General features: G+C 63.6%; 18 protein-coding genes and 2 tRNA genes. 2 read left to right on the top strand and 18 right to left on the bottom strand.

The window, feature by feature from the left end:
- Nucleotides 1-47: 47 nt before the first annotated feature.
- The 16 genes from ACOJB8_RS30710 to ACOJB8_RS30635 form a co-directional block, all read right to left on the bottom strand.
- The gene (locus ACOJB8_RS30710) at nt 48-986 is read right to left on the bottom strand and encodes a DMT family transporter (protein WP_342945941.1); all 939 of its coding nucleotides are present in this window, start codon (nt 984-986) and stop codon (nt 48-50) included.
- A 261-nt stretch (nt 987-1247) separates the two neighbouring features.
- A tRNA-Pro gene (locus tag ACOJB8_RS30705) sits at nt 1248-1324 on the bottom strand.
- Nucleotides 1325-1417: 93 nt separating this feature from the next.
- Nucleotides 1418-1816, bottom strand: a complete 399-nt coding sequence (locus ACOJB8_RS30700) for a MerR family transcriptional regulator (protein WP_342945942.1) — start codon at nt 1814-1816, stop codon at nt 1418-1420.
- A gap of 127 nt (nt 1817-1943) precedes the next feature.
- Entirely contained in the window at nt 1944-2354 is a 411-nt protein-coding gene (locus tag ACOJB8_RS30695; RefSeq protein ID WP_028204248.1) for an integration host factor subunit alpha, read from the bottom strand.
- Between the two features lie 91 nt (nt 2355-2445).
- Nucleotides 2446-4902 carry a phenylalanine--tRNA ligase subunit beta gene (gene pheT / locus ACOJB8_RS30690; RefSeq protein WP_342945943.1) on the bottom strand — a complete coding sequence of 819 codons (2457 nt, stop codon included), beginning with the start codon at nt 4900-4902 and terminating at the stop codon, nt 2446-2448.
- Nucleotides 4903-5010: 108 nt separating this feature from the next.
- The gene (gene pheS, locus ACOJB8_RS30685) at nt 5011-6024 is read right to left on the bottom strand and encodes a phenylalanine--tRNA ligase subunit alpha (RefSeq protein WP_069268188.1); all 1014 of its coding nucleotides are present in this window, start codon (nt 6022-6024) and stop codon (nt 5011-5013) included.
- Nucleotides 6025-6247: 223 nt separating this feature from the next.
- The gene (gene rplT, locus ACOJB8_RS30680) at nt 6248-6607 is read right to left on the bottom strand and encodes a 50S ribosomal protein L20 (RefSeq protein ID WP_004192938.1); all 360 of its coding nucleotides are present in this window, start codon (nt 6605-6607) and stop codon (nt 6248-6250) included.
- A 30-nt stretch (nt 6608-6637) separates the two neighbouring features.
- A complete protein-coding gene (rpmI, locus tag ACOJB8_RS30675; RefSeq protein WP_004191477.1) occupies nt 6638-6835 on the bottom strand; it encodes a 50S ribosomal protein L35 in 198 nt (65 codons plus the stop codon).
- 291 nt (nt 6836-7126) lie between these two features.
- On the bottom strand, nt 7127-7648 hold the full coding sequence (gene infC / locus ACOJB8_RS30670; RefSeq protein WP_083245567.1) for a translation initiation factor IF-3: 522 nt from the start codon (nt 7646-7648) through the stop codon (nt 7127-7129).
- A gap of 50 nt (nt 7649-7698) precedes the next feature.
- On the bottom strand, nt 7699-9606 hold the full coding sequence (thrS, locus tag ACOJB8_RS30665) for a threonine--tRNA ligase (protein ID WP_069268189.1): 1908 nt from the start codon (nt 9604-9606) through the stop codon (nt 7699-7701).
- A gap of 292 nt (nt 9607-9898) precedes the next feature.
- Nucleotides 9899-9975: transfer RNA gene (locus ACOJB8_RS30660), tRNA-Val, on the bottom strand.
- Nucleotides 9976-10061: 86 nt separating this feature from the next.
- Complete coding sequence (locus ACOJB8_RS30655; RefSeq protein WP_475015956.1) at nt 10062-12311, bottom strand: RelA/SpoT family protein; 2250 nt, start codon at nt 12309-12311, stop codon at nt 10062-10064.
- 58 nt (nt 12312-12369) lie between these two features.
- Nucleotides 12370-12723, bottom strand: a complete 354-nt coding sequence (locus ACOJB8_RS30650) for a RidA family protein (RefSeq protein WP_069268191.1) — start codon at nt 12721-12723, stop codon at nt 12370-12372.
- A gap of 96 nt (nt 12724-12819) precedes the next feature.
- A complete protein-coding gene (locus ACOJB8_RS30645; RefSeq protein ID WP_475015954.1) occupies nt 12820-13713 on the bottom strand; it encodes an alpha/beta fold hydrolase in 894 nt (297 codons plus the stop codon).
- Nucleotides 13714-13883: 170 nt separating this feature from the next.
- Nucleotides 13884-14525: a CoA transferase subunit B gene (locus ACOJB8_RS30640; protein ID WP_069268193.1), complete on the bottom strand. Its 642-nt coding sequence runs from the start codon at nt 14523-14525 to the stop codon at nt 13884-13886.
- 15 nt (nt 14526-14540) lie between these two features.
- Nucleotides 14541-15260, bottom strand: a complete 720-nt coding sequence (locus ACOJB8_RS30635) for a CoA transferase subunit A (RefSeq protein ID WP_069268194.1) — start codon at nt 15258-15260, stop codon at nt 14541-14543.
- Between the two features lie 257 nt (nt 15261-15517).
- On the opposite strand from ACOJB8_RS30635, the gene ACOJB8_RS30630 reads away from it, so the two are divergent.
- On the top strand, nt 15518-16090 hold the full coding sequence (locus ACOJB8_RS30630; RefSeq protein ID WP_069268195.1) for a LuxR C-terminal-related transcriptional regulator: 573 nt from the start codon (nt 15518-15520) through the stop codon (nt 16088-16090).
- 47 nt (nt 16091-16137) lie between these two features.
- Here ACOJB8_RS30630 and ACOJB8_RS30625 read toward each other — a convergent pair whose 3' ends face one another.
- Both ACOJB8_RS30625 and ACOJB8_RS30620 read right to left on the bottom strand, forming a co-directional pair.
- Complete coding sequence (locus tag ACOJB8_RS30625; RefSeq protein ID WP_069268196.1) at nt 16138-16578, bottom strand: acyl-CoA thioesterase; 441 nt, start codon at nt 16576-16578, stop codon at nt 16138-16140.
- Nucleotides 16579-16642: 64 nt separating this feature from the next.
- Nucleotides 16643-17422 (bottom strand): SDR family oxidoreductase, encoded by a 780-nt coding sequence (locus tag ACOJB8_RS30620; protein WP_028204260.1) that lies wholly within the window; start codon nt 17420-17422, stop codon nt 16643-16645.
- A gap of 176 nt (nt 17423-17598) precedes the next feature.
- On the opposite strand from ACOJB8_RS30620, the gene ACOJB8_RS30615 reads away from it, so the two are divergent.
- Nucleotides 17599-17725, top strand: a 127-nt coding sequence (locus ACOJB8_RS30615; RefSeq protein WP_475016023.1) for an FAD-dependent oxidoreductase, incomplete at its 3' end; no start/stop codon positions are given.

The raw sequence follows: 17725 nt of genomic DNA, 5'->3' as shown, positions 1-17725 counted from the left end.
TTTCGTTAAACCGGCGCGCAAGGCAGTGCGTTGCGCGCCCTACGCTGCTAGCGTTCCGCGCCGGCGCCGCTGCGGCGCGCGGTGAATCCGGGCAAGCGCTTCACGAAGCCAGTGGCAAGCGCGGTGCCCACGAGAATCGCCGCGCACGCCTCGACCATGCCCATCGACACGCGCTCGCCGAGAAAGAGCGCGCCCCACAGAATGCCGAAGATCGGGATCACGAACGTCACCGTGATCGCGCGCGCCGGGCCCACCGCTGCGATCAGGCGGAAGAACAACAGATACGCGATACCCGTGCACGCCACGCCAAGGCCGAGCACTGCACCCCACGCATGCAGCGAGATGGGCGTAGCCGGCCAGGTTGCCACGGCGAACGGCGCGAGTACGAGCGTCGCACCCGTCATCGTCCCGGCAGCGACCGTGAGAGGATCGACGCCCGTGAGATGGCGCTTCGTGTAGCTCGCGGCAACGCCGTACAGCGCCGCAGCAACGAGCGCCGCGAGGGCGGCAAGCGCAGCGCTGGTGGATGACGCGCCGTCGCCGGCGTGCGTGACGACCTGATCCCACACCAGTGCGAGCACGCCCGCGAAACCGATCGCGAGCCCGACCACGCGCAGGCCGCTCAAACGATCCTTGAGCCAGACATACGCGACGACGGCGCCCCACAGCGGCGTGGTCGCGTTGATCACGGACGTGACGCCCGCGGAGAGCGTGAGCTCGGCCCACGCGAAGAGGCAGAACGGCGCGGCCGAATTGAGGATGCCGACAATGAAAAGCGGCCACGCGCGTTCGCGCAGCGTGCCGAGCGCTTCGCGCGCGGGGCGGCGTGAAAACAGCACAAGCAGCAGGAACAGCGCGCCGATGCCGACGCGCAACGCCATCAACGGCGCGACGCCGAAGTCGGTCACGCCGACGCGGATGAACAGAAACGACCCGCCCCACAGGGCGGCGAGGAGGACCAGTTGCGCGAGTTCGATCGGGTTCATGTGAGGTGGCGCTGAGTGGTGAGGTGGCGCTGAGTGAGCACAGGGTTGCGCGCGGGCGCGCGATTGCACGAATCACCGGCGCGAAGGTATGCGTATCGTAAGGCGAGCGGCACCCGCCGTATAACGAAGGATTCTCACCGATATGTGAGAAAAATTAACAGCCGGATCTTGCGGTCTCGTTCGTGTGCTGTGCTTCTTGTTTTTTCGCGGCGCACAAAAGACAAAGCCCGCGCAATCTTTCGACTACGCGGGCTCTATTTCTGGTCGGGGCGAGAGGATTTGAACCTCCGACCACCTGCACCCCATGCAGGTACGCTACCAGGCTGCGCTACGCCCCGAGAGCTAGAAAGTATAACAGAGAGTTTCCCTAATTAGAACCGCTTCGCACGTAATTCGTGAACGACTCACATGCATGCCTTCAGCGGGGTGTTTCAGCGCCCGAGCAGATCGAGCACATGCAGCAATTCCTTGCGCAACTGATCGACGTCCACGAGGGCGGTCTTGCCTTCGGCGACCGGTGCCCCCACGGTTTCCGACTGCCCGGCTTCGTCGGCTGCCGCCCCATGCGAGTCGAGCCGATTGCGCGCGCCGTTGATCGTGAACCCCTGCTCGTAGAGCAGTTCGCGAATGCGACGGATCAGCAATACCTCGTGATGCTGGTAATAGCGACGATTGCCGCGCCGCTTCACCGGCTTCAACTGCGTGAACTCCTGCTCCCAATACCGCAGTACGTGAGGCTTCACGCCGCACAGCTCGCTCACCTCGCCAATGGTGAAGTAGCGCTTGGCGGGTATGGGAGGCAAGACGACCTTTTCGCTTGTCGATGTCATCGCCGGGTTGCCGTCGTGGGGGTTGCGCAATGAGGCGTCGCCGCCTGGGTCCTTGAAGTCCGCTATTTCTACTTATACGTTCACGCCCGCCAGATTGCCACCAGCGCGGGCAAACAACCTCAACGCATCAACGCGGGAAGCTCGCCTCGGCACCGCTCTCCACGAGCGCCTTCAACTTCTGGCTCGCATGGAACGTCACCACGCGACGCGCCGCGATGGGTATCGCCTCGCCCGTCTTCGGGTTGCGGCCGGGTCGTTGCGGTTTGTCGCGCAACTGAAAATTACCGAAGCCGGACAGCTTCACGCTGTCGCCGCTTTCAAGCGCGTCGCGAATCACTTCGAAGAAGGCTTCGACCATGTCTTTCGCTTCGCGCTTGTTGAGACCGACGTTGTCGAACAGCAGCTCAGCGAGTTCGGCTTTCGTCAGCGTGGGCGTGTCGTTCGTGGCGCTTGCCGACGAGGCAGGAATGTCGCGAATCATGGCGCTACGCTGTGCCGCAAGAAGGGCTTCGAAATCACTCGAGTTCATTTCGTTCATCTATCTATGCAATGGCGCGCTGCCGGTTGCGGGGTTGACTTGCCACCTCGCAAACCGGAAGCCGATGTCGGTACGTGAAGAGCCGAGAAGCTTATCCGCGCAACCGGGCGCCATACACTCGAGCCAGGCGATCCACCAGGGACTTGATGGCCGTATCGACCGTTTCGTCCTGAAGGGTTCCGCCAGTATCTTGCAGGGTCACCCGGAAGGCAAGGCTTTTCTCGTCCGCGCCAAGTCCGGAAGTATTTGATTTTGCACGAAATTCATCGAACAGCGCAACCCTCTGCACAATCCGGCAAGGCTCGTCTTGCATGCCCTTCTGGAACTCGTCGAGCAGCGCTTGCACCTCGATCTTTTGATCGACAACGAGCGCGATGTCACGGCGGACCGGCGGGAATTTCGAGACTTCGCCAGGCGTCGGCAGTTCGCGCGCCATCAGTGCGTCGGCCTCGACCTCGAAGAGCATCGGTGCATGCGGCAGGTCGTACTTCTGCATCCAGCGCGGATGCAGCTCGCCGATCCAGCCCACGGCACGGCCATCGACTTCGATGCGTGCGCTACGTCCCGGGTGCAGCGCGGGGTGCTCTGCCTTCACGAAACGCGGCGTCTTCGCGGCGCCGAGCGATGCGAACAACGCTTCGAGATCGCCCTTCACGTCGAAGAAGTCCACGCCGCGCGTCTGCGCGCCCCACTGCTCTTCGAGCGCGGGACCGTACGCGAGCGCGCCGATCATCTTCGGTTGTGCGAAGCCTTCCACCGTCATCTCGCTCGCCTTGATCGACGGATCGTGCAGGAACACGCGGCCCGCCTCGAACACGCGCACGCGGTCGGCGCGGCGGTTGAGGTTGTGGCGCAGCACGTTGACGAGGCTGCCGAACAGCGTCGTGCGCATGACCGAGAGCTGGTTCGCGATCGGGTTCAGCAGCTTCACGGGATTCGCGTTGCCCGCGAAGTCCTGTTCCCATTCGGCATCGACGAAGCTGAAGTTGATCGTCTCGGCGTAGTCGCGCGCGGCGAGCGCGTGGCGAATGGCGTGGATCGAACGGCGCGTTTCGTGGGTCGCGCGCATTTCGCTGCGCGCCACCGGCGGCAACGCCGGAATCTTTTCGAAGCCGTAGATACGCGCGACTTCCTCGATCAGGTCTTCTTCGATCTCGATGTCGAAGCGGTACGGCGGCGGCGTGACGATGAAGCTCTCGTCGCCCGCGTTGTCAACGCTGCGCGTGAACGCGAGGCCGAGGCGCGTGAAAATCTGCGCGATCTCGTCGGCACTGATCTTCACGCCGATGATGCGGTTCGCGCGCGCCACGCGCATTTTCACCGCTTCGCGCGTAGGCACGTTCACGGTTTGATCGTCGATCGGGCCGGCTGCGCCGCCGCAGATATCGAGGATCAGCTGCGTGATGCGCTCGATGTGCTCGACAGTCGTCGACCAGTCCACGCCGCGCTCGAAGCGATGGCCTGCATCGGTCGAGAAGTTGTAGCGGCGCGAGCGGCCACGAATGCTGTCCGGCCACCAGAAGGCGGCTTCGAGATAGATGTTCGTGGTGTCGAGCGTGACGGCCGTGCTGTCGCCGCCCATGATGCCCGCGAGGCTTTCGATCTCGCGGTCGTCGGCGATCACGCCCACGGTTTCATCGACTTCGACGGTGTTGCCGTTGAGCAGCCTGAGCGTCTCTCCTTTACGGCCCCAGCGCACGTCCATCGAGCCGTGGATCTTGTCGAGATCAAACACGTGCGACGGACGGCCGAGTTCGAGCATCACGTAGTTCGAAATATCGACGAGCGCCGAGATGCTGCGCTGGCCCGAACGCTCGAGGCGCTCGACCATCCACATCGGCGTCTTCGCGTGCGCGTTCACGCCGCGGATCACGCGGCCCGAGAAGCGGCCGCACAGGTCCGGCGCCGAGATCTTCACGGGCAGCTTTTCATCGAGCTTCACTTCGACCTTCGGATACACGGGCGCCTGCAGCGGCGCGCCGGTGATCGCGGCCGTTTCGCGCGCGATGCCATACACCGAAAGGCAATCGGCCTTGTTCGGCGTGAGCTTGATTTCGAAGATGGTGTCGTCGAGATTGAGCGCTTCGCGGATGTCCTGGCCGATCGGCGTGTTTTCCGGCAGGATCATCAGGCCGCTGTGGTCTTCCGAGAGCTTCAGTTCACGCGCGGAGCACAGCATGCCCTGGCTTTCCACGCCACGCAGCTTGGAGAGCTTGATCGCGAAAGGCTTGCCGCCTTCTTCGGCGGGCGGCAGCTCGGCGCCCACGAGCGCCACGGGCACCTTGATGCCGGGCGCGACGTTGGGCGCGCCGCATACGATCTGCAGCGTCGCGCCGGTGCCGGCATCGACCTGCGTGACGTTGAGCTTGTCCGCGTCCGGGTGCTTGACGACTTCGAGCACACGGCCCACGACGATTTTCGTGGTGGGGGGCGCCGCCGGGCTCAGGCCTTCGACTTCGAGGCCGGCCATGGTGAGCGCGTGGGCCAGTTCATCGGTCGTGAGCTTCGGATCGACAAAGCTTCTCAGCCAGGATTCGGGGAATAGCATTTGGTTTTACGTTCCAGACAGATTGTGACCGTCGCGTAGGCGGATGCTCGCGCACCTTCTTCAGATGCTGCGTCCGCCTCGCGCACTGCAAGCGAATGCGTCGCCGCTCTACGCGAACTGACGCAAAAAGCGCAGATCGCCTTCGAAGAACAGGCGCAGGTCCTGCACGCCATAGCGCAGCATCGTCAGGCGTTCGAGGCCGCTGCCGAACGCAAAGCCGATGTAGCGCTCCGGGTCGAGGCCCATGTTGCGGATCACGGTCGGATGCACCTGGCCCGAGCCCGAGATCTCGAGCCACTTGCCGGCGTTCTTGCCTTGCTCGAACATCATGTCGATTTCGGCCGACGGCTCCGTGAACGGGAAGTACGACGGACGGAAGCGCACCTGAATGTCGTCACGTTCGAAGAACTTCTTGAGGAAGTCCGTGTAGACACCCTTCAGGTCTGCGAAGCTGATGTTCTCTTCGATCCACAGGCCTTCGACCTGATTGAACATCGGCGAGTGCGTGGCGTCGCTGTCCACGCGATACGTGCGACCCGGCACGATCACCTTGATGGGCGGCGTGTGCGTGCGCGCGTAGCGCACCTGCATCGGACTCGTGTGCGTGCGCAACAAAAGCTGACGGCCATCGGCGTCCTTGCCGTCCACGTAGAACGTGTCCTGCATGGAGCGCGCCGGATGGTTCTCCGGGCTGTTGAGCGAGGTGAAGTTGTACCAGTCGGTTTCGATCTCCGGACCGTCGGCCACGTCGAAGCCGATCGAGCCGAAAATGCGCTCGACGCGTTCCCACGTCTGCATCACGGGGTGCAGGCTGCCCGTGCCCGTGCCGCGGCCCGGCAGCGTGACGTCGATCGCCTCGGCGGCGAGACGCTGGTTCAGGAGCGCGTCCGCGAGCGCCTGGCGGCGCGCGGTGAGCGCGGCTTCCACTTGCTGCTTGACGGCGTTGATGCGCGCGCCTTCGGTCTTGCGCGTTTCCGCGTCGAGCTTGCCGAGACCCTTGAGCAGTTCGGTCAGCGCGCCGGACTTGCCGAGAAAGCGGGCCTTTTCGTTTTCAAGCGTGTTGACGTCGGGGGCGGAGGCGAACGCGCTTTGCGCGTCGGCGACAATCTGGTCCAGATCCATTGATCCCATCTTTTCAGCGTCAGAGTTTGAGACTTGGAGCCTCTCCGCGCTCACGGCACGCCACGATGACGCCTGGCAATGACGGCGCGAAGACACTCCATGAAGCGGCGCAAGAAGCGTGATTACCAACAAAAACGGGGCTCGGTGAGGAGCCCCGTTTTTGTTGCAGCATCACCGAGACTACCGGAATGTCTGCTGCAACGAACCTGCGCAATACCTGCTATCAGGCAGCGACGGCGGCCTTCACCTGCTTGACGATCGCAGCAAATGCAGCCTTGTCGAACACAGCCATGTCAGCCAGAACCTTGCGGTCGAGTTCGATCGAAGCCTTCTTCAGGCCGTTGATGAACACGCTGTAGGTCATGTCGTGCTGACGCACCGCCGCGTTGATACGCGTGATCCACAGTGCGCGGAACACACGCTTCTTGTTGCGGCGATCGCGGTAGGCGTACTGGCCTGCGCGCATGACCGCCTGCTTGGCGATGCGATAGACGTTATTGCGACGGCCGCGGTAACCCTTGGCCAGGTTGATGATCTTCTTGTGGCGGGCCCGTGCGGTAACCCCACGTTTGACTCGAGGCATGTTTCGCTCCTATGAGTTATCGGTTGAGGATTACGCGAACGGCAGCATTGCGCGCACGGAGTTCAGATCGGAATCATGAACGGCCGTTGCACCACGCAGATGACGCTTGTTCTTGGTGGTCTTCTTGGTCAGGATGTGACGCTTGAAGGCTTGACCGCGCTTGACGGTACCGCCCGGACGAACCACGAAGCGCTTTGCAGCGCTCTTCTTGGTCTTCATCTTCGGCATGACAGACAACTCCATTATTTGATGGACATGGGTGTGCGGTTGGCGCAGTGTTCACACACCTTGCCGGGACTCCGCCCTTCGAAACCCACTCCACTTGTTTTGGCGACTGGCTGGCTTTTGAAAAACAAGCTCGCCGCCGCTTCCAGGAAAAACGCCCGTTTGCCGCACTTCACGTGCAGCGCGCGGGCGCCGTTCCGGAACCTGCTTGCCGCCTCCTGCGCCTGGGCGCCGAAGACGTCATTGAAAACTGCATGTTGACCGCCGCGCAGGTCGAACCGCGCGGCACGCCAGTTACTTCTTCTTCTTGGGCGAGAGCACCATGATCATCTGGCGCCCTTCCATCTTCGGCATTTGCTCGACCTGACCGACTTCTTCGAGGTCGGTGCGCAGGCGCTCGAGCATACGCATACCGATTTCCTGGTGGGCCATTTCGCGGCCCCGGAAACGCAACGTGATCTTCGTTTTGTCGCCATCGTCGAGGAAGCGGATGAGATTACGCAGCTTGACGTTGTAATCGCCATCGTCTGTACCCGGGCGGAATTTGACTTCCTTGACCTGGATGACCTTCTGCTTGAGCTTGGCCTCGTGCTGCTTCTTCGATTCCTGGTACTTGAACTTGCCGTAGTCCATGAGGCGGCACACGGGAGGCACCGCCTGCGGGGCAATTTCAACCAGATCGACGTCCTGCTGTTCCGACATGCGGAACGCATCGGCCAGCTTTACGATGCCGAGCGGCTCGTTCTCGATTCCGACGAGACGCACCTCGGGTGCAGTGATTTCACCGTTGATGCGATGCGACTTATCCGTAGCGATGTTACGTTTCCTCTAAAAATTAAAAAAACGAGCCGCGCTGCCGCAGTGGCTTACCTGAACGTCTTGATGTCTTCCGCAAGACGCGCTGTAAAGGCATCGACGGGCATGACACCCAGATCGACGCCGCCACGGGCACGCACGGCTACCGTTTGTGCTTCACGCTCCTTGTCGCCGACGACAAGCAGGTATGGGACCTTCTCAAGCGTGTGCTCGCGTATTTTATAGCTAATTTTCTCGTTGCGCAAATCGGCCACCACTCTAAGCCCTTGTTTTTGCAACGATTGGACCAGATTCGCGGCATATTCGGCCTGACTTTCCGCGATATTCATCACAACGGCCTGCACCGGAGCGAGCCACGGCGGCATCGCGCCGGCATGGTGCTCGATCAGAATCCCGAGGAAGCGCTCCATCGAACCGAGGATGGCCCGGTGCAGCATGATCGGGCGGCGACGGCTGTTGTCCTCGGCCACGTACTCGGCGCCAAGGCGCTCCGGCAGGACCATGTCGAGCTGCAGCGTACCGCACTGCCACGAGCGGCCGAGCGCGTCCTTGATGTGGTACTCGACCTTCGGACCGTAGAACGCGCCCTCGCCCGGCAGTTCTTCCCACTGCAGACCGCAGGCCGTGAGCGCCTCGCGCAGGCCCTGCTCGGCGCGATCCCACGTCTCATCCGTCCCCGCGCGCGAATCCGGGCGCAGCGAGAGCTTGATGTCGATGTGATCGAACCCGAAATCCTTGTAAATGCTCATCGCCAGCGTGTTGAAGGCGATCGACTCGCTGATGATCTGATCTTCCGTACAGAAGATGTGCGCATCGTCCTGGACGAAGCCGCGCACGCGCATGAGGCCGTGCAGCGCGCCCGACGCCTCGTTGCGGTGGCACGAGCCGAACTCCGCGTAGCGCAGGGGCAGATCGCGGTACGAGCGCAAGCCATGGTTGAACACCTGGACGTGGCCCGGGCAGTTCATCGGCTTGATCGCGTAGTCGCGCTTTTCCGACTCCGTCGTGAACATGTTTTCACGATAGTTCTGCCAGTGACCCGACGCTTCCCAGAGCGAACGGTCCATGATCATCGGCGTCTTGATTTCGTCGTAGCCGGCCAGGCGCAGGCGGCCGCGCATGTACTGCTCGACCTGCTGCCAGAGCGTCCAGCCCTTCGGGTGCCAGAACACCATGCCCGGCGACTCGTCCTGCATGTGGAACAGGTCGAGCTGCTTGCCGAGCTTGCGGTGGTCGCGCTTTTCGGCCTCTTCGAGCATGTGGAGGTACTGATCCTGGTCTTCCTTCTTCGTCCAGGCCGTGCCGTAGATGCGCTGCAGCTGCTCGTTCTTCGAGTCGCCGCGCCAGTAGGCGCCCGCGACCTTCATGAGCTTGAAGACCTTCAGTTTGCCCGTGGACGGCACGTGCGGGCCGCGGCACAGGTCCGTGAAGCCGCCGTGCGAGTACAGCTTGATTTCCTGGTCGCCCGGAATCGACTCGATGATCTCGGCCTTGTACTTCTCGCCGATGCTCTTGAAGTAGTCCACGGCTTCGCCGCGCGTGACGACGCGGCGCGACACCGGCTCGTCCTTCTTCGAGAGTTCCTGCATGCGCTTTTCGATCTTCTCGAGATCTTCGGGCGTGAAGGGGCGGTTGTAGGCGAAGTCGTAATAGAAACCGTTGTCGATGACCGGTCCGATCGTGACCTGCGCTTCCGGATACAGCTCCTTCACCGCGTAGGCGAGCAAGTGCGCCGTCGAGTGACGGATGATGTCGAGGCCGTCGGCGTCCTTGTCCGTGACGATGGCGAGCGATGCGTCGCGATCGATCAGCGTCGACGTATCGACCAGTTCGCCGTCGAGCTTGCCGCCGAGCGCCGCCTTGGCGAGGCCGGGGCCAATCGAAGCCGCCACTTCGGCGACCGTGACGGGATGATCGTACTGTCGAACCGAACCGTCGGGCAGACGTATCGCAACCATGTTTTTCTCCAGAAGTGCCGCGCAGGCACATCGTATTGTTCGTGGGGAACAGACCGCGGAAAACTTCGCAGCGAAAAAAAATGCGGCCCCGCTTTCGAGGGGCCGCATTCACTTTTCAAACCTGACTGCAGAGGCGAAAGAGGTCCTCGACTAGCGTCGCTCCGAAGTAGTTTCGGTAAACGTTCGCGGTGTCATAACCGTATTCGCCTTATGGCTGCTTCCTTTGCAGGCGCAGCGCGCTGTGTGCATTTACTGCCTTGAGCCCCCGGCAACGCCAAGGATTCGATTTCGTTGGTAGGCTCGATTGGACTCGAACCAACGACCCCCACCATGTCAAGGTGGTGCTCTAACCAGCTGAGCTACGAGCCTGAAGAAGGAAGATTATATGAAGTAGCCGCAGACTTGGCAAGCATTTTTTGCAGCGCGGCAATCTTTGCCTGCCTCGTCTGGCCGCCTCATCCCCTGCGCGACGCCCGCTGCACTCCGCCCACCTCACCGAGCAGCACGCAGGCGCGCTGGATCTGCGCCGAACTCGACACTTCCACCGTGAACTGCATGTACGCCGCATTGCGGCGAGACTGCGTCTTCACGCCGATCACGTTCATCTTCTCGCGCGCGAACACTTCGGAGATGTCGCGCAGCAAACCCTGGCGGTCGGTCGCCTCGATCGAGATATCGACCGGGTAGACCGACTGACCGCGCCCGCCCATCACGTCGGCGGACCACGTGGTGTGCAGCACGCGCTCGGGCGCGCGGGCGGCCATGCGCCGGAAGGTCGGGCAGTCGCTGCGATGGATCGACATGCCCTTGCCGCGCGTGACGAAACCGCTGATCGCGTCGGGCGGCGCGGGCCGGCAGCAGCGCGCGAGCTGCGTAAGAAGCGCGTCCACGCCCACCACCAGCACGCCCGACGATCCGCCATGCGCGACGTTCGCGCCGCTCGCGCGCTTGGTGAGCTGCTCGGGCGTCTCCTCTTCGGGCTCGGCCGCGGGCGCGTCGTGCAGCGCGTGCTCGACGTTGCGCAGGCTGAACTCTTCCTTGCCGACCACGCTGAAGAGATCGTCGGGCGACTTGAAGCCCAGCTTGGCCGCGAGCTGATCGAGACTGACCGACGTGCGGCCCTCGCGCTGCAGCGTCTTTTCCACCATCGCGCGGCCGTTGGCGATGTTTTCCTGCGCCTCGATCGCGTTGAACCACGCGCGGACCTTCTGGCGCGCACGCGGGCTCTGGAGATAACCGAGCTGCGGATTGAGCCAGTCCCGCGACGGGCCGCCCTCTTTCACCGAGACGATTTCGACCGTCTGGCCGTTGCGCAGCTGGGTGTTGAGCGGCACCATCGCGCCGTCCACGCGCGCGCCGCGGCAGCGATGGCCCAGTTCGCTGTGCAGGTGATAGGCGAAGTCGAGCGGCGTTGCGCCCTGCGGCAGCGCGATCACGCGCGCCTGGGGCGTGAGGACGTAGATGTGGTCGTCGTCGAGGGTGGCCTGGCGCAACTGCTCCCACGGCTGGCGCCCATCCGAGACATCGTCCTTCCACGCGAGCAGCTGGCGCAGCCACGCGATCTTCTCGTCGTAGCTGCTGCTCGCGCTGAACTGGCCGCCGTAGCCCTTCGCACCGGCTTCCTTGTAGCGCCAGTGCGCGGCCACGCCGTATTCGGCGAACTGATGCATCTCGTGCGTGCGGATCTGCACTTCGAACGCGCGGCCGTCGTCGCCGATCACGACCGTATGCAGCGAGCGATAACCGTTGGGCTTGGGCCGCGAGATGTAGTCGTCGAATTCCCTAGGCACCGGCTGCCAGAGGTTGTGCACGATGCCGAGCACCGTGTAGCAATCCTTGATGTCGGGCACGATCACGCGGAACGCGCGCACGTCGTAAAGCTCGGAGAAGTCGATCTCCTTGCCGCGCATCTTCTTCCAGATGCTGTAGATGTGCTTGGGCCGCCCGCTCACCTCGGCCTGGATATGCGCAGCGGCAAGCTCGCTCTGCAGCCGCGCGATCGCCTCGGACACGTAGCTCTCGCGCTCCACGCGCTTTTCGTCGAGCAGCTTTGCGATGCGCTTGTAGGTATCGGGCTCCTGGAAGCGGAACGCGAGGTCTTCGAGTTCCCACTTCAGTTGCCAGATGCCGAGGCGGTTGGCGAGCGGTGCGTAGATTTCGAGCGTCTCGTGCGCGATCTCGGGCGCCGGCTTGATCTTCGCCGCCGCATAAAAGCGCAGCGACTGCAAACGCGACGCGAGTCGGATCAGCACGACGCGAATGTCCTGCGCGAACGCGAGCAGCATCTTGCGCAGCGACTCGACCTGCGCGCGCCGCGCCGCCTGGGCGTCGCGACTTTCGCGACCCGCTTCGGGCACGGCGTGCTGCGCCGCGCGCAGGCTCACGGTGCCGAGCCGCAAGAGCTTGCGCACGTCGAACACGAGCTTCGCGACTTCCGCGCCGAAGCGCGCTTCGAGCGCGCCTTCCGGATCGTCGAGATGCGGCGCGAGATTGAAGAGCGCCGCGGCAAGCACCGCAGGCGGGTCGACATTGAGCCGGCTCATGATGACTGCCGTGCCCTGCGCATGCTCGATGAGCGGCTCGCCCGTGGAAAGACGTGCGTCGCCGGCGTGCTTGCGCACGAACGCAAGCGCGTCGTCGAGCGACGGCAGCGCGCCGGGATCGGCGGTAACCGCGGGGGAAGGAGGAACGGTGTCGCTACTCATGAGGCGATGCCCACCGGCTTGCCGGACGGGCGACAACGAAAAGGATCAAACCAGCTGCTCAATCGCGCTGCGCAGCCACCACGACGATCTCGACCAGGCATTCCGGATTCGCGAGCTTCGCTTCGACCGTCGCGCGCGGCGGCGTCGCGCCTTGCGCAACCCACTTGTCCCACTCGGCGTTCATGCCGGGGAAATCCTTCATGTCGGCGATATAGATCTGCACCGAGAGCAGCAGCGACTTGTCGCTGTTCGCCTCACCCAGCAGACGGTCGATGTGGCCGAGCACTTCGCGCATCTGGCCGCCGATGTCTTGCGTCGTGTCTTCGGCGATCTGGCCAGCCAGGTAGACGGTGCCATTGTGGATGGCGGTTTCCGAGAGACGCGGGCCAACGTGGTGACGAATGACTGCCATGAAAATTCCTGTTGAGAAGTGAAAAACGGTCGACTTCCGGACCGGCACGATCCGGTGCGCATCGGCGCGCGCCGGAATATGCCGGCCAATCTCATATTATGACGCGCGAAGGGCCTCGCCGTCGAAGAAACGGCGCGCGATCGCGAGCTGGTCGGGCGCGAGGAAGGCCGGCGCGTGCCCGACGCCCTCGATTTCGACGCTCGATACCTGGCGCCCGGTCGCGACCATCTTTTCGACGGTTTCACGCGAAAGCAGGTCCGAAAGCGCGCCGCGCACGACGAGCACAGGCCCTTCGAACGCAGCGAGCGAGCGCCACAGGAACTTCTCGCCCTCCTCGTTCTGCTCGGGCGTGAGCGACTTGAAGGGCTCCGCAATGCGCGGGTCGTACCGGTAGCGCCACTTGCCTTCCACTTCATGCAGCAACGGCGTATTGATCTCGCGCCATTCATCGGCACTCAGCGGACCGAACGAGGCCGCGAGAAGCGCCGCGTTGTCGATGCCTTCCTGGAGCGTAGCGAAAGACCCGCCTTGCCCGACGTACTCGCCGATGCGCGCGAGCGACGCGGGTTCGATATGCGGCCCGACGTCGTTGAGCAGCATGCGGCCGATGGGCGCGCCCGGCAGCCCCGCGAGCGCCATGCCGATCAGGCCGCCCATCGACGTGCCGAACCAGTCCACCTTCTCCACGCCGGTACGTGCGATCAACGTGACCATGTCGGCCACATACTGCGCGACGCCGTAGCCGCGCGGGTCGAGCAGCCACGATGACAGCCCCCGCCCTGCCACGTCGGGGCACACGACACGATACCGGTCGGCCATCGTGGCCGCGAAGCGGTCGAAGTCGCGCCCCGAGCGCGTGAGTCCATGCACGCACACGAGCACGCGCGGGTTGGCGGGGTCGCCCCACTCGGTGTACGCGATGCGGTGCAGGCCCGCGGGACTGAGACACTGGACGTATTGCTGGCGCGGCACTGCGGTCGATTCGGTCATCGCGGAATCCTCGCTCGAAGGCGCATCAAGGCTTTCGGCCGATTGTAAACGGCTTTGCCGCACGGCATCGTCGGTCAAGCCGCACGCGGACCGTGCGCAAGCCATGCGCAAAAACGAAACGGGCGAGACCGAAGTCTCGCCCGCCGCCAATCGTGCTTACGCGACGACGTTCAGCCCACGGCGCTCACGTCGAGCGGCGCGCCGGTCTTCGCCTTGATCTCGTCGATCGTGACGCCCGGTGCGAGTTCGGTCACCTTCAGACCCGCATCGCTCACTTCCATCACGCCAAGGTCGGTGATGATGAGATCGACCACGCCCACGCCCGTCAGCGGCAAGGTGCAGGCCTCGAGGATCTTGTGCTGGTCGCCCTTCGCGACGTGCTCCATCAGCACGACCACGCGGCCGACGCCCGCCACGAGGTCCATCGCGCCGCCCATGCCCTTGATCATCTTGCCGGGGATCATCCAGTTGGCCAGGTCGCCCTTCTCGCTCACCTGCATCGCACCGAGGATCGCCAGGTTGATGTGGCCGCCGCGAATCATCGCGAACGAGTCCGCGGACGAGAAAATCGACGAGCCCGCCAGCGTTGTCACGGTCTGTTTGCCGGCGTTGATCATGTCGGCGTCCACTTCGTCCTCGGTCGGGAACGGGCCGATGCCGAGCAGGCCGTTTTCCGACTGCAGCCACACTTCCATGCCCGCGGGTACATGGTTGGCCACGAGCGTGGGCAGCCCGATGCCGAGGTTCACGTAGAAGCCGTCCTGCAGTTCCTTCGCCGCGCGCGCGGCCATTTCGTCACGATTCCATGCCATGGTCGGTCTCCTTCCTCAGTTGCCCGCGGGTTTGCCAGCTGCGGCGCGCACGGTGCGTTGTTCGATGCGCTTTTCCGGGTGCGCGTTGAGCACGATGCGCTGCACGAAGATGCCCGGCGTATGAACGGCGTCCGGATCGAGTGCGCCGTTCTCGACGATCTCTTCCACTTCCGCCACGGTGATCTTGCCCGCCATCGCGCACATCGGGTTGAAGTTGCGCGCCGTGCGGCGGAACACCAGGTTACCCGACTTGTCGGCCTTCCACGCCTTCACGAGCGCGACGTCTGCCGTGAGCGAATGCTCGAGCACGTAGTGCTTGTCGCCGAACTGGCGCGTTTCCTTGCCTTCGGCGATCAGCGTGCCGAAGCCGGTATTCGTGAAGAACGCCGGAATGCCGGCGCCGCCCGCGCGCAGCTTTTCAGCCAGCGTGCCTTGCGGCGTGAATTCGAGTTCGAGTTCGCCCGACAGATACTGGCGCTCGAATTCCTTGTTCTCGCCCACGTAGGAGGAGATCATTTTCTTGATCTGGCGCGTCTCCAGCAGCAGGCCGAGGCCGAAGCCGTCCACGCCTGCGTTGTTGCTGATGCAGGTGATGCCCTTCACGCCCGTATCGCGCAGTGCGGCGATCAGGGCTTCGGGAATGCCGCACAGCCCAAAACCGCCAACCGCGAATGTCTGGCCGTCCTTGACGATGCCCTCGAGCGCGGCAGCCGCGCTTTTATAGACCTTGTTCATCAGTGTGTCCCTTCCTCGAATGGAAATCCGCCAATCCGGTTTGTCGCGCGGACGTCTGGCGCGTCCGGATGTTCAATTCTAGTCATGCCCCGGCGGCGCTGCCGTGAAGCCGGCAGCCCGGCCGGGCCGTGCGCACGGGCCCAAACGAGCCGCGCGAGCCTGGAAAACTGCCCCTCCGATGGGTGCAAAGCGTACGCTGGCCTCCTGTTGCGGCACAATACGCAAAACTACATAAAGCAATACCCGCACCGTCCGCCATGGCTGCTCCCACCCAATCCGTCGAACGCTCCGCGCTCGACTACCAGACCGCGTTCCATCTCGCGCCCATCGGCCTCGTACTGGCGCGCGAGCGCACCATCGTCGATTGCAACGACCAGGTCGCCGCAATCTTCTGCTGCGTACGCGAGGCGCTGATCGGCCAGTCGTTCCAGGTGCTCTACCCTTCCGCGGACGAGTTCGAGCGCATTGGCGCACGCATCCCGCCGATCATGACGGCGCAAGGCAGCTATGCCGACGACCGCATCATGAAGCGCGCCAACGGCGAACTCTTCTGGTGCCACGTCACGGGGCGCTCGCTCGATCGCGCCGAGCCGCACGCGGCGGGCGTCTGGACGTTTGAAGACCTGAGCGCGACGCGCCGCGTGGCCATCGAGCTCACGCCGCGCGAGCGCGAGATCGCCGCGCAGCTCGTTACGGGCAAGACCAGCAAGCAGATCGGGCGCGTGCTCGATATCAGCCCGCGCACCGTGGATGTCTATCGCGCGCGCCTCATGCGCAAGTACGACACCGGCAACGCCACCGAGCTGCTGCAGCGGCTGCTCGGCCAGTAAGGACGCCAGGGCCGCGCACTGCGGGGCAGCGCGCGACATCGGGGCGCTCAACCTATCCGGTCGGACTTCACCAGTCCCGCATGCTCGATGGTGGCGCGCAACATATCGGGAATCGGCACCGATTTGCCTGCCGCGTAGTCGATCCACACACAGCGCGCGTTCCCGCGTGCGTAGAGCGTGTCCGGCTCGTCGGCGCGGCGCAGTTCGAAACCGGTGTCGAAGCTGCTGCGGCCGGGCTGGCCGACCGTCATCGTACAGACGATGTCGCCGGGGTAATGCAGTTGCTTGAGAAATTCCATCGAAGCATTGACGATCACGGGGCCCTGTCCGTCGCCGCTCTCCGAGGCCACGCCAAGATGCTCGAACCAGGAAATGCGCACCTGCTCCATGTAGCGAAAATAGACCGTGTTGTTCACATGGCCGAACGCATCCATGTCGCCCCAACGGATCGGCATGGTCATTTCAAATACGGGGTGGTAGTCACTCATTGCACTTCAACTTCGTGTTGTTGCGGAAAACAGAATGCCGGGCGCCGGCCGGACTCGCCTCAGTTCAGGTGAGCCCGAAGCCGTCGTCGGCGGTGATGATCGAACCGTTGATGAACGACGACTCGTCGGCGGCGAGCAGCAGCAGCAGGCCGTCCAGGTCTTCGGGTTTGCCGACGCGGTGGCGCGGCAGCATCGAAACGAGCTTTTGCCCCTGCTCGGTCGACCAGTGGTGGTGGTTGATCTCCGTGTCGATGTAGCCCGGGCAGATCGCGTTCACGTTGATGCCGTGGCGGCCCCACTCGAGCGCCATCGCCTTCGTCATGTGGACGACCGCGGCCTTGCTGATCGCGTACAGGCCGATTTGCGGCAGCACACGCAGCCCCGCCACCGAAGCGATATTGATGATGCGGTAGGCCGGCTTCGGGCCGCCGCCGTTGCCGCGCATGATCATCCGTTTGGCCACTTCCTGGGCCACGAAAAAGGCGCCACGCGTGTTGGTATCGAACACGTATTCGAAGTCGGCGGGCGTGACGTCGGCGAGCTTTTGCGTCGTGGAGACGCCCGAGTTGTTGACGAGGATGTCGATGGTCCCCGCCTCGGTTTCCGCGTGCGCGACCGCCGAGCGAATGCTCTGGTAGTCGGTCACGTCGAGCGAGACGACGTGCGCGGCGCCCCCGCTCGCCTCGATTTCGGCGCGCAGCTCCTTGAGCCGCTCCACACGGCGGCTCGCCAGCACGACCTTTGCGCCCGCCTGCGAGAGCACTTGGGCGAAACGCTTGCCGAGCCCGCTGGAGGCCCCCGTGATCATCGCGACCTTGCCTTCCAGATTGATCGAACGGCCCATTTCCGGTTCCTGTTCAGAGGTAAATAGGCGCCAGAACGCGGCGGGGTCGGCCCGCCAAATCTGATGCCACAGAATAGAACGGTCGTGCTAATGTTAGCCTGTTGGGTTGCGGCACGGGGAACGTTACCCGACAATACGATCCCGAAAAAAGCATTCTAATGGCAAGAGGAGCATTGATGACCCCCGCAAGTCTTTTAGAGCAATACGGCCCACGCGAGTCGATGGAATACGACGTGGTGATCGTCGGTGGCGGCCCCGCCGGGCTGTCTGCCGCGATCCGCCTGAAGCAGCTGGCCGCGGAGA

The organism is Paraburkholderia sp. BR10141 (genome assembly GCF_056155635.1).
The sequence above is the reverse complement of the archived record's forward strand: the minus strand, read 5'-3'. Positions and strand labels throughout refer to the sequence as shown.

Coding starts and splice junctions, on each gene's coding strand:
- ACOJB8_RS30650 (WP_069268191.1), bottom strand. CDS start 12,723: ATGGCAGTCATTCGTCACCACGTTGGCCCGCGTCTCTCGGAAACCGCC.
- rplT (WP_004192938.1), bottom strand. CDS start 6,607: ATGCCTCGAGTCAAACGTGGGGTTACCGCACGGGCCCGCCACAAGAAG.
- ACOJB8_RS30640 (WP_069268193.1), bottom strand. CDS start 14,525: ATGGCATGGAATCGTGACGAAATGGCCGCGCGCGCGGCGAAGGAACTG.
- ACOJB8_RS30655 (WP_475015956.1), bottom strand. CDS start 12,311: ATGAGTAGCGACACCGTTCCTCCTTCCCCCGCGGTTACCGCCGATCCC.
- pheS (WP_069268188.1), bottom strand. CDS start 6,024: ATGGATCTGGACCAGATTGTCGCCGACGCGCAAAGCGCGTTCGCCTCC.
- ACOJB8_RS30645 (WP_475015954.1), bottom strand. CDS start 13,713: ATGACCGAATCGACCGCAGTGCCGCGCCAGCAATACGTCCAGTGTCTC.
- ACOJB8_RS30620 (WP_028204260.1), bottom strand. CDS start 17,422: ATGGGCCGTTCGATCAATCTGGAAGGCAAGGTCGCGATGATCACGGGG.
- ACOJB8_RS30710 (WP_342945941.1), bottom strand. CDS start 986: ATGAACCCGATCGAACTCGCGCAACTGGTCCTCCTCGCCGCCCTGTGG.
- ACOJB8_RS30630 (WP_069268195.1), top strand. CDS start 15,518: ATGGCTGCTCCCACCCAATCCGTCGAACGCTCCGCGCTCGACTACCAG.
- pheT (WP_342945943.1), bottom strand. CDS start 4,902: ATGCTATTCCCCGAATCCTGGCTGAGAAGCTTTGTCGATCCGAAGCTC.
- ACOJB8_RS30695 (WP_028204248.1), bottom strand. CDS start 2,354: ATGAACGAAATGAACTCGAGTGATTTCGAAGCCCTTCTTGCGGCACAG.
- rpmI (WP_004191477.1), bottom strand. CDS start 6,835: ATGCCGAAGATGAAGACCAAGAAGAGCGCTGCAAAGCGCTTCGTGGTT.
- ACOJB8_RS30625 (WP_069268196.1), bottom strand. CDS start 16,578: ATGAGTGACTACCACCCCGTATTTGAAATGACCATGCCGATCCGTTGG.
- ACOJB8_RS30700 (WP_342945942.1), bottom strand. CDS start 1,816: ATGACATCGACAAGCGAAAAGGTCGTCTTGCCTCCCATACCCGCCAAG.
- ACOJB8_RS30635 (WP_069268194.1), bottom strand. CDS start 15,260: ATGAACAAGGTCTATAAAAGCGCGGCTGCCGCGCTCGAGGGCATCGTC.
- thrS (WP_069268189.1), bottom strand. CDS start 9,606: ATGGTTGCGATACGTCTGCCCGACGGTTCGGTTCGACAGTACGATCAT.